The following is a 13,580-nucleotide window of genomic DNA, read 5'->3' as shown; positions in this document are numbered from 1 at the left end:
CCCACCCCGCCCGCCCGGCGGGGGCCCCCCCCCTCGGGGGGGCCCCCCCCCGGGCCCGCCCCCCCCCCCGGGGGGGGGCGGCCCCCCGCGACATGAGAGGAAGAGACAGGGGTCAGAGAGGGAGCTCCTGCTCCTCCGTCAGGGCGATCAGGATGTGCTCCATGCACGCGTGGCCCGCGCGCTCGGCGGCGGCGGCGTCACCGACGGCGATGGCGCGGGCGATCGCCTCGTGTGGGATGTACGTGCTGTTCAGGGTGCTGTTCAGCGAGGTTCCCGCGGCGGTGATGCTGGCACGCAGCGCCGCCGAGAAATCCTCGTAGAGATCGATCAGCACCAGGTTGTGGGTGGCTCGGACGACCGCCATGTGGAAGGCGAGGTCGGCCTCGACGAACGCGTCGGGCTCTCCCAGCTCCCAGGCTCGCTCCCGCTCGGCCAGCGCCGCCTCGATAGCGGCGATGTCGGCGTCGGTGCGCCTGGTGGCGGCCAGTCTGGCGGCCTCCACCTCCAGCGCGCGTCGCACCTCCAGGATTTCGAGCTGCTCGGCGGTGCGCAGCCGCCGCAGCATGGCCCCGGAGAGCTCGCTGGTGGCACGGACGTACGTCCCGTCGCCCTGGCGGCACTCCAGCAGGCCGGCGTGGGTGAGGGCGCGCACCGCCTCACGCACGGTGTTGCGCCCGACCCCCAGTTGCTCGGCGAGCACGGTCTCGGTAGGAATCTTCGCGTGCATCTGCCAGGAGTTAGAAGTGATCTGCTCCTTGAGTTGATCGATCACTTGGTCGACGAGGGATGCTCGCTGCGCCGTACGCAGACTCACCGTCCGCCTCCTCCGGAGAAACCAATCATCCTACGAATCAATGACTGGTAGACCCTAGTTATTCCGGAGGCGCAAAAACAAATCTGGAACTCCAGGAGCGGGAACGTCTTAACGGACCAGCGCCGAATCGACCGTCACGCCCACCATCGCATCGCGCACTCCGGCAGCCTCAAGAGCCTTACGATACGCACCGGTCTGCTCTTCGACCACACCGGCCTGACCGTACAGGTCTCCGAGGTCACGCCAGACCCGGGCGGCCTCCCGGCCGGTAAAGGAGAACTCGTGCCGGACGTCGCTCAGCGACAGCTTCGCGGTGTCCAGGGCCATCGTGGCCTCGACGTCGTGACCCCGGGAGAGCGCGGCGCGGGCGAGAACCAGCTGCGCGGTCGCCCCGATGGGACCCGCCTGGCCGTCCAGCATGTCGAGAGCGGTTCTGGCCAGGGTGACCGCACCCTGGGCGTCGTCGACCCCCAGCTGGACGTGGGCGCGTACGACAAGGCTCCTGGCGTGTTCCTGGGCGTGCTCGGGGAATACGGCGAAGACCTCACTCGCGGCGGTCGCGAGCTCGCGGGCCTCGTCGAGCGGCTCGTCACCGGTGGAGGCGGCGAGACGCGCCCAGCCCATCGCGACGAGGGCGAGCTGCGAGGCCATCCGCGCCGGGCGTCCGGTCGCGATCGCGTCGTCGGCGAGACGAACGGCGAGCGCCGAGTCCTCACCGTCGGCGGCGGTGACGCTCGCCCGCCAGAGGGCGTGGATCTCCGCGGTGCGGTTGACCGCGGCGGGGACACCGTTGACCGAGAGGATGTTCCGAACGTAGGACATGCTCGGCGAGTCGGCCTCTCGAGTGCCGGTGATCTCCATCAGGGAGACGGCCAGCTCGACGGCGATCTCTCCCTGCGACAGGGGCAGCCGGTTGACCTCGCCGAGCGCGTGGACGGCGAGGTCGCGGGCGCGAAGGATGTCTCCGGCGAGGAAGTAGCAGCGGCTCAGCGCGACCGCCAGCGGCAGGTCGGCCAGACGCTCGGGGTGGGCGGCCGCCTCGTGCCGGAGCCGCTCGAACGCCTTCACCGCCGGGCCGATCTCGCCCTGGACCTCCAGCGCGCGTGCGCGGCCGAACCGCGCGTGCGCGGCCAGCATGACGTTCTCCTCGCCGGCGACCTTCACGATCTCGCCGAAGCGGTCAGCCGCGACGGATGGGTCGCCGTGGAGGAGCTCCAGCTCCGCGTGGCGCAGGCCGAGTTCGGTGTCGATGCGTTGCCGCGGCTCGATCCCGTGCAGCAGGAACTCGGTGGTGCATCCCAGTCGCTCGGCGAGCAGACGGGCGACCACGGGGGTCGGCGTCCGCTTGCCGGACTCGATGAGGGAGACATAACTGTCGGAAAGGTCCGGCCCTGCGAGCTGGGCCTGGGACATGCGCCTGCTCAGGCGAAGTCCGCGGACGCGGTCACCGATGGTTCCCTGACTCGGCATCTGATCTCTCAGGGCGAAGGATGGTCAATGTTCCTCGCCATGATTGCATGAAGCTGCCGAATCAGGTAACCCCGAGTGAAAAATCCTCACCGGAAAGTGTCAACGGCTCCTGCGCCCTTGACATGGACGTCAGTCGTCCGAGTCGTTCCCTCCGGGGAAGAGCATCTGGCAGACCTCCAGATAGAGGGTCTCCGGGTAGGGGATGTAGTTGACTCTCGACAGCGCCTGGTCCTGACCGGCCGATTCCAGGACGAACTCGCCGTATCCCAGCATTCGGCCGAGAATCGAGCGCTGGAAACTCATGTCGGTGACCTTGCCGAGCGGCATCATGTCGACCTTGCGGGTGATCAGCCCGGTGGTGAGCAGCATCCGCTTGGAGGTGACGACGAAGTAGTCGACGGACCACTCGGCGACCTTCCAGACGAAGCGGATCAGCAGCAGCAGCCAGGCCCACCAGACGACGACGAGCACGCCGCCCCCGCCCTGGTCACCGAACCACTTGCTCAGCAGTCCCGCGAGGATCAGGCCGCCGAAGACCTCGGCGACCGCGCGAAGCAGCACGGCCGGGTGGCGCCGCACCATGATGACCTGGTGTTCGTGGGGGAGTAAGTAGCGGTTGACCGACGAGGGGGCGGAATCCCCGTGGGTCACGAGCCTCATGACAGATGTGAGACGAATTGGGCCAGAGAATCGGCCGCCGTGTAAACCGTGTCCATGGCACCCTTCACCGCACTGGCCGCGTCACCTGGTCGTGTGAACAGGTAAAACGCCACAAATCCAATGGAACCGTACGTTAGGACCTTCTTGACCTGCACCTTGGCCTCCTACTACCGCTCACCCACTGCACCCGCATATACATTACCCAGGGCCATGCCGAGGTAAAGCGCATCGGCCGATATCGATCGACGCGGTCTTGTAAGCGTCGCGAGGAACCCCTCGAAGGTCCTCGCGGAGCACCTACCGTCCGACGCACCCGCCATCCCCTGTCGCCCGCGTCACCCGCGCTCACTCGCGACCAGCGCGAGGACCTCAAGGTGCTTGCGGGCGATCCGTTCGACCAGCGCCGGATGGGCGTGACCGACGACCTCCAGCGCTCCGTAGTGGGCCGCCTCTATGCAGCGGGTCACCGTGGCCGCCGGATGGATCTCCGAGAACTCGTCCCTGAGCGCGGCACTGAAGTCCGCGTACGGGTCCGGCTCGGTGTCCGGGATGATTCGCTCGCTCATGGTTCTCCCTGGTGTGCGCCCGCGGCCTCGGCGGACCGGGGACACAGAAGAGATATCTTCGCCACGCTTCGTACCCGGACAACCGCATTATGTAACGGCCGGTGAGTAGAAGAACCATCCTTTAAGGGAAAAGGATGGTGCTGGAATTGCCGGGGCGGTTCCCGGAGCGTTCCGGCGGGCGCCGTACGGGGAGTGGCGGGCGGGGTGTCTCAGACGACGCCGTAGAGACGGTCTCCCGCGTCGCCCAGGCCGGGCACGATGTAGCCGTGCTCGTTCAGCCGCTCGTCCAGAGCCGCCGTCACCAGGCGAATCGGCCTGCCGGTGCCGGCGAAGACCTCGTCGAGATGAGCGATCCCCTCGGGCGCGGCGAGCAGGCACAGCGCGGTCACGTCGTCGGCGCCCCGGTCGAAGAGGAACTTGATCGCGGCGGCGAGGGTGCCACCGGTGGCCAGCATCGGGTCGACCACGTAGACCTGACGGCCCGAGAGGTCGTCGGGCAGGCGGGTGGCGTAGGTCTCCGCCTCCAGCGTGGACTCGTTGCGGATCATCCCGAGGAAACCCACCTCGGCCGTCGGCAGCAACCGGGTCATCCCCTCCAGCATGCCCAGCCCCGCGCGCAGGATCGGCACCACCAGCGGGTACGGGTGCGCGAGCCGCACACCTTCGGCGGGGGCCACGGGGGTTTCCACCGACCACTCGGTGACGCGGACCTGCCTGGTCGCCTCGTAGGCCAGCAGGGTCACCAGTTCGTCGGCGAGACGTCGGAAGGTGGGAGAGTCGGTGTTCACATCCCGCAGCGCGGTCAGCTTGTGAGCCACCAGGGGATGGTCGACGACCAGGGTTTCCATGGTGGTCAAAGGTATCCTGGACCGGCGGGCGGCGATGAGCCGGGGGACGACGGGCCACTCGTCGGACATCGCCCGCTCACTTCGGATTTGATCACAATTTGGTCGGAGAGGCCCACGTCGGTGCTTCGCTTCTGAAAGCATTGACCTCCGTAGAGAAAGCATTCGGTGGGGATGGCCATGTCAGACGAAGACTCACTGGACTTTGCCATCGTGATCTACCGCGAGGACGATCGCTGGGAGGCGGAGATGCTCCCGGTGGCGCTCACCTCCGACCTTGAGGGCCTCATCCACGCCCTGCGCCAGCAGCCGAGCACGAACGGCACGATTGGCCTTGTCGCCGTTGGGGATGAGTTCTTCGTGGCGCTACGGGTGTTCGGTGAGAGAGTCGAGGTTTTCCTCTCCGACATCGCCGCGTCCTGGGACTTCCCGCTCGCGCAGCAGGCGCTGGAATACCTGGACGTGCCGGTTCCCGACGAGGACGAGCTCGACGCGATCCTCCAGGACGAGGAGACGGCGCTCCCCGCGGGAGACCTCTCCATCTTCGCGGACCTGGGCCTCGACGAGATGGAGCTCGGCATCCTGTCAGGGGATATCGACCTCCTCCCCGAGGACGTCCTGTCGAGCATCGCCGCGCGGCTGGGGTTCTCCGAGCCGTTCGAACGCGCCATCGACTCTGTGTTCGGCTGACCTCGGGAGATCGGCCATGCCCTCCAGACCATCCAGCAGTGTGTTCTCCGCCGCCTTCGTCCGTACGGCGGACGGTTGGAACGGTGCGGAGATCGACCTCGGCGAGGCGGAGATCGTCGACGATCTCGGCGACGCCGTCCAGGAGCACCTGGGACTCACCGGTGACGAGCTCGCCCTGCTGTGCGTGGAGGTGGAGGACGAGTGGTTCGCGATCGTTCGATACCAGGGCGACCTGGAGCCGCGCACCTTCCTGTCCGACGCTCACGCGGGTCTCTCCGACGACCTGGGAGAGCTCTTCACCGAGCTCGCCGGGGTGGCGGTGGACAAGGACACCCCCGATCTGGGCGTGCGGCCCGCGGGTGACTTCGAGCTGCTGGAAGACCTCGGGCTGAGCTCCGAGGAGCTCGTCGAGCTCAGCATGGAGGAGGGCGCGCTGCCCGCGGACACGCTCTCGGTGATCGCCGAACGGCTGGCGTTCGGCGACGAGCTCGACCGGCTGCGGTGACGGGGCGCCGTGCCCGGCCCGGTGCCGACGAGCGCGCTGTGACCGCCGCGGATCCGCGCCTCACGGGCACGGCTTCGGGGACACCGGCCTGGCGCGGGCGTGCGACGACCGGTCGGGCGCCGGTGGGCGTACGCGCCGATTCGGCGCCGGGGGACGTGTGATGACCGGCCTGACACCGGTGGGCTACGTCCCGGAGATGAGGCTCGCGCTGGCGGAGGCGACCGAGGCCGGAGCCCGCGGAGACGTGCCGGTCGGCGCGGTCGTCCTCGGCCCTGACGGCTCCGTGCTGGCACGCGCGGGAAACGACAGGGAGTTCTCCGTCGACCCCACCGCGCACGCCGAGATGCTCGCCCTGCGGCAGGCGGCGAAGGCCCGCGGCCAGTGGCGGCTGAGCGGCTGCACGCTGGTGGTCACTCTGGAACCCTGCACCATGTGTGCGGGGGCCGCCGTGCTCGCCCGGGTCGATCGGGTCGTCTACGGCGCCGCGGACCCCAAGGGCGGCGCCGCGGGGTCGCTCTGGGACGTGCTCAGGGACCGCCGTCTGAACCACCGGCCGGAGGTGCTCGGCGGGATTCTGGCCGACGAATGCGCGGCGGTTCTCACCGAGTTCTTCACCGCTCGCCGGATGCGCGAGCAATAGCGGTTATCCGGTAAGCTGCTCCGCGGTGGAGTCGCCTAGTGGCCGAGGGCGCACGCCTCGAAAGCGTGTGATGGGGCAACCTATCCGTGGGTTCAAATCCCACCTCCACCGCCACAGAAAAAGCCCCCGGGGTGCGTGAGCGCCCCGGGGGCTTTTCGTATGTCCCGTCAGCTCTCGGCGGGCAGGTCCAGGACCCGGGCGTGCAGAACCGAGCGCTGGTGCAGGGCGGAACGCAGCGCCCGGTGCAGGCCGTCCTCCAAATAGAGGTCGCCGCGCCACTGGACCACGTGCGGGAACAGATCGCCGTAGAACGTGGAGTCCTTGGCGAGCAGGGAGTGGAGGTCGAGCACCGCTTTCGTGGTGATCAGGGTGTCGAGCCGGACCTGCCGCGGCGGTATCTGCGCCCACTCGCGATGCGAGAGGCCGTGTTCTGGATAGGGCCGTTCGTCGCCGACCAACTTGAAGATCACAGTACGTAGTTTAGGAGAGAATCCCGCCCTCCGCCGGGCGGGCTCCCATCGTCGCAGCTCACAGGCCTTTTTTAGATGCTGCCGGCGAAGGTGTCGCACCTGGCCGGGTCGCCGCTCTCGTAACCGGTGGTGAACCACTTGACACGCTGCGCTGATGTCCCGTGGGTGAAGCCCTCGGGGTTGACCCGCCCCTGGGTCCGCTCCTGGATGCTGTCGTCACCCACGGCCGAGGCCGCGCTGAGCGCCTCCTCGATGTCCGTCTTCGTGAACGGCTTCTCGAACAGGCCGGTCTCGTACGCGTTCTTGGCCCAGGCGCCCGAGTAGCAGTCGGCCTGCAACTCCAGCCGGACCGAGCCGCTCTCCGGCCCCTGCTGCGGGCCCTGCTGGGCCTTGGCGTTGGTGCCGAGGAGGTTCTGGACGTGGTGACCGTACTCGTGACCGATGACGTACGCCTGGGCGAAGGGGCCGCCCTTGGCGCCGAACTTGCTCTCCAGTTCCTTGAAGAAGCTGAGGTCCAGGTATACCTGGCGGTCGGCCGGGCAGTAGAACGGACCGACGGAGGAGTCGGCGGCGCCGCAGGCCGTGTCGACCTGGCCGGAGAACATGACGGTCTTGGCCGGCTCGTACCCCTGGACCGCCTTCGGCCAGTAGTCCTGGATGCTGTTGACCACGCCGACCACCCGGCACTCCTCGTTCTGGTCGGCGTCCTGCCCGGTCCTGCACTGGGCGGTGAGGTCGGAGCCCGTGCCCACCGGTGCCGGTTGGGAGGAGCCACCGGTGATGTCACCGGGGTTTATCCCGAAGATCAGGGCCACGATGAGCGCGATGATTCCCGCCGCGCCGCCGCCGATCGCGATACCACCCCCGGGGATCCTCCCCCCGCCGCCACGGCTCTCGACCTGAGAGCTGTCCAGCTGGGCGTCATCCTTGAAATCCATCGCCCGATGTCCCTTCGATCCGCTTGGGGCGCTTCCCCTGCCCTGGGAGTACCCCGACATGCCGGTGGCTGCGGGGAAGGTGATGGCTTATTGCGCTATATATCCGTATATCCCTTTTAGCTAAGCAAATTCGGACGGGAAAGCCGCAAGGGCCAGGCGCCAACGGACCGCTACCCCCGTCGGATCGCACGGTTGATGGCCGCGTCCACCGCAGTGCCGATGCGGCGCAACGCTGCCAGGTCATGGGGCTCGAGTTCGTCTATCAGATACTCGCGGACCGCTTTGACATGCCCTGGTGCCGCCGCTACGACCACCTGGTAGCCGGCCTCGGTCAGCGTCGCGACAGTACGCCTGCCGGAACCCGGAATCCGGGCTCGCTCAAGCAGCTCACGCTTCTCCAGCCGTCCGACGACGTGCGAGAGCCGTGACAGCGATGCTGACGTCCGGGTGGCCAGATCGCTCATCCGCAGGGTGCGTTCCGGCTCCTCGGACAGCACCGACAGCACCATGTACTCGAAGAACGTCAGTTGCGCTTCGCGCTGCATGCGTGCGTCCAGGGCGGCCGGCAGGCTGATCATGATCGCGGAGTTCGCCAGCCACGCCGCCAGCTCGTCGCGACTCAGCCAGCGCGTCGCGGCGGCAGGGTCGGCGGACTCCGCCGCTTCGGACGTTGTCGTCGCGGAGGCGTCGGTGTCGGCATCCGGTTCCGTCGCTCGTGCTGTGGTCTTGGCCATGCGGGCCACTCTACCGTCACTTGTTGACGCATCAAGTTCGGCATGCTTCGATGTTGACGCATCAAGTTCGTATCTCCCTGGAGTTCCTCGCGAGGGAGTGCGGCGAAGGCAGTCGATCCAAGGAGGTGCCACAGGATGCAGATCACGCGCCTGGGCAGGCTTGAGGTGCCGCGCATCGGCCTGGGAGTGATGGGAATGTCGGCGTTCTACACAGGCGCGGGTCGTGACATGGGCGAAGCGGTACGTACCATCCATCGCGCCTTGGACCTCGGTGTCACACATCTGGACACCGCCGAGGTATACGGACCCTACGCGAATGAGGAGCTGGTGGGTCGCGCCGTCAAAACCCGCCGGGACGAGGTTGTTCTCGCCACCAAGTTCGGTCTCGTCTCCCACACCGGTCGACCGGGCCCGGACAGCACCCCCGCCAGTATCCGCACGGCTGTCGAGGGCTCCCTGCGGCGGCTCGGAACCGACCGCATCGACCTCTACTACCAGCACCGGGTGGACCCCGGTACGCCGATCGAGGAGACGGTGGGAGCACTGAGCGAGCTGGTGGCCGCGGGCAAGGTGCTCCACATCGGACTGTCCGAGGCGGCCGCGGGAACGATCCGCCGGGCTCATGCGATTCATCCGCTGGCCGCCGTCCAAAGCGAGTACTCACTGTGGACCCGGGATCCCGAGGCCCACATCCTGCCCACGCTGAGAGAACTGGGGATCGGCTTCGTTCCCTATTCACCCCTCGGGCACGGCTTCCTCACGGGTGACCTCCGCTCGCTCGACGGACTGGACGCCGACGACTGGCGCCGTACCAACCCCCGCTTCACCGGCGACAACTTCACTCGGAACCTGCGTATCGTCGACGAGGTACGCGAGATCGCCGACGAGGCAGGGGCAACGCCCGGGCAGGTCGCCCTGGCCTGGCTGCTCGCTCAAGGGGACGGCATCGCCCCCATTCCGGGTACCAAGCGCATCGACCGACTTGAGGAAAACAGCGCCGCTGACGCCATCCGGCTCACCGCCGATCAGATCACGCGGCTGAACAACCTGACGCCGGCGTCAGGTGATCGCCACGCCGAGGCCGACATGGCCGCCATCGACCGCTGAGAACGGCTCGGGCGGACCCGGGCATTCCCCACCTGAACCCTGTGCTGGGCGGTACGGAAACGGTCGTGCCGCGATCGCAGGTCGTTGAACGGAGCAGTACAACATGACAAGCAGCGTGATTCGCGTCGGTGTCATCGGTGCCGACACCCGGGCCAGCTGGGCAGGGGCATCGCACATCCCCGCGCTGGCGGCACAGCCGCAGTTCACCTTGGCGGCCGTGGCGACCCGGCACGAGGACAGCGCCCGTCGCGCTGCCGAGGCCTTCGGTGCGGAGCGTTGGTTCGCCGATCCGCTCGCACTCATCCACGACTCTTCGATCGATCTCGTCACCGTCGCGGTCAAGGTCCCGGCCCACCGTGAGCTCGTGCTCGCGGCTCTCGCAGCCAAGAAGGCCGTGTACTCCGAATCCCCGCTCGGCGCGACCCTGGCGCAGACAGAGGAGATGGCCGCCGCGGCGGGTTCGTTGCACACGGCGATCGGCCTGCAGGGCCGACAGAACCCCTCGGTACGCCGCGCGGCCGAAATCATCGCCCAGGGCCGGCTCGGTCGGCTGCTCTCGGCGCGAGTCGCCGCGACGACCTTCGGAAACGGTCCGGAGTCGGTGAGCGCGTACGAGTACTTCGACAAGGCGGCGGCGGGAGCCGGCTTCCTCACCATCGCCGCGGGCCACGTTCTGGATGTGGTCGAGGCGGTTCTCGGTGACATCACCGAGATCGACGCCCGCACAGAACTCCTCTGGCCCCAGGTGAAGCTGGTCGACACCGGCGAGATATCCGTCCGGGAGGTCCCGGACCATCTCGACGCCATCGTCAAGACCTCATCCGGCGCCCCGGTGGGAGTACAGATCCTGGCGGGTGTGCCCGCCCCCGATGCCCACTTCAGCTTGGAGGTCCGCGGATCGGACGGCTGGCTGAAACTGATCGGCGATCACCCGGCCGGTGTCCAGGTCGGCGACCTCGCACTCTCGTCGAGCGTGGACTTCCCGGCGCCGGACAGCCCCGTCGCCACCGGCACCGGTCCCACCGCCGCCGAAATCTGGACGGGCGCGTCCATCAACGTGGGCGAGGTCTACGCCGGCCTGGCTCGCGACATCACGAACGGAACCCATCACACCCCGGGGTTCCAGCACGCCGCTCACAACAGCCGCCTGATCGCCCGAGTGGAACGGGCCGCCCGAACCGGCGTCCGGCACTGACGCCACCGCACCTCGCGTCACACGCCGGTCGGCACGGCTGACTGCGACGACTGTCATCACGCCGAGTCCGGAGTGCCTGCTGTCTTCCCCGTACGGGGTGGGTCACATCGAGGTCGCGACGAGCCCTTCCGGAATCAAAGGCTGTCACCACAGGGACAACCGAAACCAGAACCGCAACCGTCAACGCCGAAGGGCCCCACCGTGAACGGTGGAGCCCTTCAACGTATCGCCTGCTTAAAGCAATGGCGGAGGATAGGAGATTCGAACTCCTGAGGGGTTGCCCCCAACACGCTTTCCAAGCGTGCGCCCTAGGCCAACTAGGCGAATCCTCCGTGGAGAAGCTTACCGAACTTTCCGAGTGGCGCGGACCACTGTTTTCCGACACCGACCACTCGGATCTGAGGCTAGACTGAGGGCCGACCCCTCGCGCGGCGTCATCCTGTGAACCTCCCCAGGGCCGGAAGGCAGCAAGGATAAGCGGGCTCTGGCGGGTGTGCGAGGGGTCTCTTCGTTGAGACCCCTCGCAGGTGGGATCGTCGCATGAGTCTTGCGCTGTACCGCAAGTACCGGCCCGGGACCTTCGCCGAGGTCAAGGGTCAGGAGCACGTCACCGACCCGTTGCGTCAGGCACTGCGCAGCGGGCGCATCAACCACGCCTACCTGTTCAGCGGGCCCAGGGGATGCGGCAAGACGTCCAGCGCGCGCATCCTGGCCCGCTCCCTGAACTGTGAGAAGGGCCCGACCCCCGACCCGTGCGGGGAGTGCGAGTCCTGCGTGGCGCTGGCGCCCACCGGCCCCGGCCACCTCGATGTCATCGAGATCGACGCCGCCTCGCACGGTGGTGTGGACGACGCCCGCGACCTGCGCGAGCGGGCCTTCTTCGCGCCGGTGTCCTCGCGCTTCAAGATCTACATCATCGACGAGGCGCACATGGTGACCCGCGAGGGTTTCAACGCGCTGCTCAAGCTCGTCGAGGAGCCTCCCCCGCACCTGAAGTTCGTCTTCGCGACCACCGAGCCGGAGAAGGTCATCGGGACGATCAAATCCCGGACCCACCACTACCCGTTCCGGCTGATCCCGCCGGCCGCGCTGCGCGCGCTCATGGAGGAGATCCTCACCTCGGAGAAGGTTCCGTTCGAGCCCGCCGCGCTCCCGCTGGTGGTGCGGGCCGGTGCGGGCTCGGCCCGAGACTCGCTCTCGATCCTCGACCAGCTGTTCGCCGGGTCGGACGAGGCGGGCATCACGTACGCCCGCGCGGTCTCCCTCCTCGGCTACACCGACGGCGACCTGCTCGACGACGTGGTCGCGGCCTTCGCCGGTCGTGACGGCGCGCAGGTGTTCCAGGTGGTGAACCGGGTGATCGAGGGCGGCCACGACCCCCGGCGGTTCGCGATGGACCTGCTGGAGCGCTTCCGGGATCTGGTGATCCTCGCGAATGTGCCGGAGGCGGCCACCAGCGGGCTGCTCGACCGGCCGGGCGACGAGCTGGAACGGCTCCAGGTCCAGGCGGCCTCCATGGGGCCGGCGGAGCTGACCCGCGCGGCGGAGATCCTCAACGCGGGCCTGATCGAGATGCGCGGGGCGGCCTCGCCACGACTGTTGCTCGAACTCATGTGCGCGAGAATCCTCCTCCCCGGCGCGGCCCAGGGTGAGGCCGCGCTGCTCACCCGCCTGGAGCGGCTGGAGAAGGGAGGAGTCGTCCCGGCTCCCGCTCCGGTCGCCCTCCCGCAGCGAGATCCCGCACCGGTGGTCAACCCGGCGCCCCCTTCGCGGACGGCGACACCCGCCGGTGCGCCCTCCGCCGCCGCCGGGTCCGCCGGACAGGGCGACGACTGGCCCGCGGCGGCCAGGCCCGGCGCGCCGGGCCAGGGACAGGGGCGGCAGGGACAGCCTCAGGCGCCCGTCCAGCAGGCTCCCGAGGCCGCGGGCGCCTTCGTGCCTGCCGACCGGGCGACGGCGTCCGCCCCGGAGGCGGGAGCCGGAACCGGAGCGGTACAGCAGGCCTGGCCGCAGGTGCTCGCGGCGCTCAAGCGGCGCAGCATCGTCGTGTGGGCCAACGTCAACACCAACGCCCAGGTCGTCGGGGTCGAAGGGAAGATCGTCACCCTCGGGTTCGCCCAGGTCGGTGCGATGAAGAACTTCACTGGTGGCGGTAAGGACGCGGTCGTCGCGGCGGTGCTGCAGGAGGTGCTGGGCGGAACCTGGAAGGTCGAGGCCGTCGTCGGCAACGGGCCCCCTCCCTCCGGCGGGAGCCGCCCTCCGGCCCCGAGGCACCCCCCGGCCCCCCAGCACCCCGCACCCCAGGCCGACCAGACCTCCCAGAACCAGACCTCCCAAAGTCAGGCAGCACGGTCGCAGCAGGCGCCCGCACGCCAGGCGCCCGCCTCCGGGCCGTCACCGGCGGTCTCGCGAGAGGCTCCGTCAGGACAGGCCCCATCCGCGACGGACGAGTCCTGGCCGGACGCCCCCATGCCGGAGGACCCCGGCTCACCTCCCCCGCCCAACTCCATGTCGAGCCCCGGTCTGGCCGCGGCCCGTTCCGCGGCGAAGGCGGCGGCCCAGGCCGGCCCAAGGGCCAAGACCGGCGCCAAGGCGGCGGCCTGGCCTGACGCGGTGCCTCCCCGAGGCGATCGCGGCGCCGCACCCGACGCCGACGAGGTCGACCCGCTCAACGACGCGGACGCCGACGTCGACGCGCTCAGCGGCATGGCCCTCCTCCAGCGCGAGCTGGGGGGCCAGGTGATCGGCGAGATCGACCACACCTGACGGCGCCGGCACCACGGAACCGGCACCACCGGAAGGGATCCCGTCGCACGGGGCGTCACCGGCGATGCCCTGCCAGTCCGCTGCCAGTCCGCTGCCGGCCCGCTGCTCGGCCGCTGTCGCCACCGAAGTTGTCCGCGGTGCTCCATGGCGCTCCACAGTGCTCCGGCCCTCAGGCCGGGA

Annotated in this window: 14 protein-coding genes, 2 tRNA genes and 1 other RNA gene; 8 read left to right on the top strand and 9 right to left on the bottom strand. The window is 68.8% G+C overall.

The features are described from left to right. Positions 1-112: 112 nt before the first annotated feature. From ACFY3V_RS22545 to upp, 5 genes are all read right to left on the bottom strand, one after another. Positions 113-814 carry an FCD domain-containing protein gene (locus ACFY3V_RS22545; RefSeq protein WP_350941803.1) on the bottom strand — a complete coding sequence of 234 codons (702 nt, stop codon included), beginning with the start codon at positions 812-814 and terminating at the stop codon, positions 113-115. A 108-nt stretch (positions 815-922) separates the two neighbouring features. Further along, positions 923-2,284: a helix-turn-helix domain-containing protein gene (locus ACFY3V_RS22540; RefSeq protein ID WP_389775933.1), complete on the bottom strand. Its 1,362-nt coding sequence runs from the start codon at positions 2,282-2,284 to the stop codon at positions 923-925. 129 nt (positions 2,285-2,413) lie between these two features. After that, positions 2,414-2,944, bottom strand: a complete 531-nt coding sequence (locus tag ACFY3V_RS22535; RefSeq protein WP_344742919.1) for a PH domain-containing protein — start codon at positions 2,942-2,944, stop codon at positions 2,414-2,416. A gap of 335 nt (positions 2,945-3,279) precedes the next feature. Continuing rightward, a complete protein-coding gene (locus tag ACFY3V_RS22530) occupies positions 3,280-3,510 on the bottom strand; it encodes a hypothetical protein (RefSeq protein ID WP_350941801.1) in 231 nt (76 codons plus the stop codon). Positions 3,511-3,719: 209 nt separating this feature from the next. Further along, positions 3,720-4,358 (bottom strand): uracil phosphoribosyltransferase, encoded by a 639-nt coding sequence (gene upp / locus ACFY3V_RS22525; protein WP_350943520.1) that lies wholly within the window; start codon positions 4,356-4,358, stop codon positions 3,720-3,722. Between the two features lie 177 nt (positions 4,359-4,535). Between upp and ACFY3V_RS22520 the strand changes: the two genes are divergently transcribed. From ACFY3V_RS22520 to ACFY3V_RS22505, 4 genes are all read left to right on the top strand, one after another. Further along, positions 4,536-5,045: a tRNA adenosine deaminase-associated protein gene (locus ACFY3V_RS22520; protein WP_362517691.1), complete on the top strand. Its 510-nt coding sequence runs from the start codon at positions 4,536-4,538 to the stop codon at positions 5,043-5,045. A gap of 16 nt (positions 5,046-5,061) precedes the next feature. Then, positions 5,062-5,550, top strand: a complete 489-nt coding sequence (locus tag ACFY3V_RS22515; protein ID WP_350941798.1) for a tRNA adenosine deaminase-associated protein — start codon at positions 5,062-5,064, stop codon at positions 5,548-5,550. Positions 5,551-5,710: 160 nt separating this feature from the next. Then, entirely contained in the window at positions 5,711-6,190 is a 480-nt protein-coding gene (gene tadA, locus ACFY3V_RS22510) for a tRNA adenosine(34) deaminase TadA (RefSeq protein ID WP_350941796.1), read from the top strand. 24 nt (positions 6,191-6,214) lie between these two features. Next, a tRNA-Ser gene (locus ACFY3V_RS22505) sits at positions 6,215-6,304 on the top strand. Positions 6,305-6,357: 53 nt separating this feature from the next. Here ACFY3V_RS22505 and ACFY3V_RS22500 read toward each other — a convergent pair. The 3 genes from ACFY3V_RS22500 to ACFY3V_RS22490 all read right to left on the bottom strand — a co-directional run bounded on the left by ACFY3V_RS22500 (position 6,358) and on the right by ACFY3V_RS22490 (position 8,332). Next, the gene (locus tag ACFY3V_RS22500; protein ID WP_329087971.1) at positions 6,358-6,660 is read right to left on the bottom strand and encodes a type II toxin-antitoxin system VapB family antitoxin; all 303 of its coding nucleotides are present in this window, start codon (positions 6,658-6,660) and stop codon (positions 6,358-6,360) included. 71 nt (positions 6,661-6,731) lie between these two features. After that, positions 6,732-7,598 (bottom strand): neutral zinc metallopeptidase, encoded by an 867-nt coding sequence (locus ACFY3V_RS22495; RefSeq protein WP_362907522.1) that lies wholly within the window; start codon positions 7,596-7,598, stop codon positions 6,732-6,734. A gap of 170 nt (positions 7,599-7,768) precedes the next feature. Next, complete coding sequence (locus tag ACFY3V_RS22490; RefSeq protein WP_362907524.1) at positions 7,769-8,332, bottom strand: MarR family transcriptional regulator; 564 nt, start codon at positions 8,330-8,332, stop codon at positions 7,769-7,771. 135 nt (positions 8,333-8,467) lie between these two features. On the opposite strand from ACFY3V_RS22490, the gene ACFY3V_RS22485 reads away from it, so the two are divergent. Continuing rightward, positions 8,468-9,439 carry an aldo/keto reductase gene (locus tag ACFY3V_RS22485; protein WP_389775927.1) on the top strand — a complete coding sequence of 324 codons (972 nt, stop codon included), beginning with the start codon at positions 8,468-8,470 and terminating at the stop codon, positions 9,437-9,439. 103 nt (positions 9,440-9,542) lie between these two features. After that, positions 9,543-10,634: a Gfo/Idh/MocA family protein gene (locus tag ACFY3V_RS22480; RefSeq protein ID WP_389775924.1), complete on the top strand. Its 1,092-nt coding sequence runs from the start codon at positions 9,543-9,545 to the stop codon at positions 10,632-10,634. A 243-nt stretch (positions 10,635-10,877) separates the two neighbouring features. Here the strand turns inward: ACFY3V_RS22480 and ACFY3V_RS22475 are convergent. Beyond that, positions 10,878-10,966: transfer RNA gene (locus tag ACFY3V_RS22475), tRNA-Ser, on the bottom strand. A gap of 83 nt (positions 10,967-11,049) precedes the next feature. Here ACFY3V_RS22475 and ffs point away from each other — a divergent pair. Then, positions 11,050-11,145, top strand: an RNA gene (gene ffs, locus ACFY3V_RS22470) — signal recognition particle sRNA small type. 29 nt (positions 11,146-11,174) lie between these two features. Beyond that, the gene (locus ACFY3V_RS22465; protein WP_389775921.1) at positions 11,175-13,400 is read left to right on the top strand and encodes a DNA polymerase III subunit gamma and tau; all 2,226 of its coding nucleotides are present in this window, start codon (positions 11,175-11,177) and stop codon (positions 13,398-13,400) included. The last annotated feature ends 180 nt before the right edge of the window (positions 13,401-13,580 follow it).

Origin of the sequence: Streptosporangium sp. NPDC000095 (assembly GCF_042899335.1) — a bacterium.
Classification (GTDB): Bacteria; Actinomycetota; Actinomycetes; order Streptosporangiales; family Streptosporangiaceae; genus Streptosporangium.
Note: the sequence above shows the minus strand (reverse complement) of the source record. Positions and strands in the feature narration are given on the sequence as shown.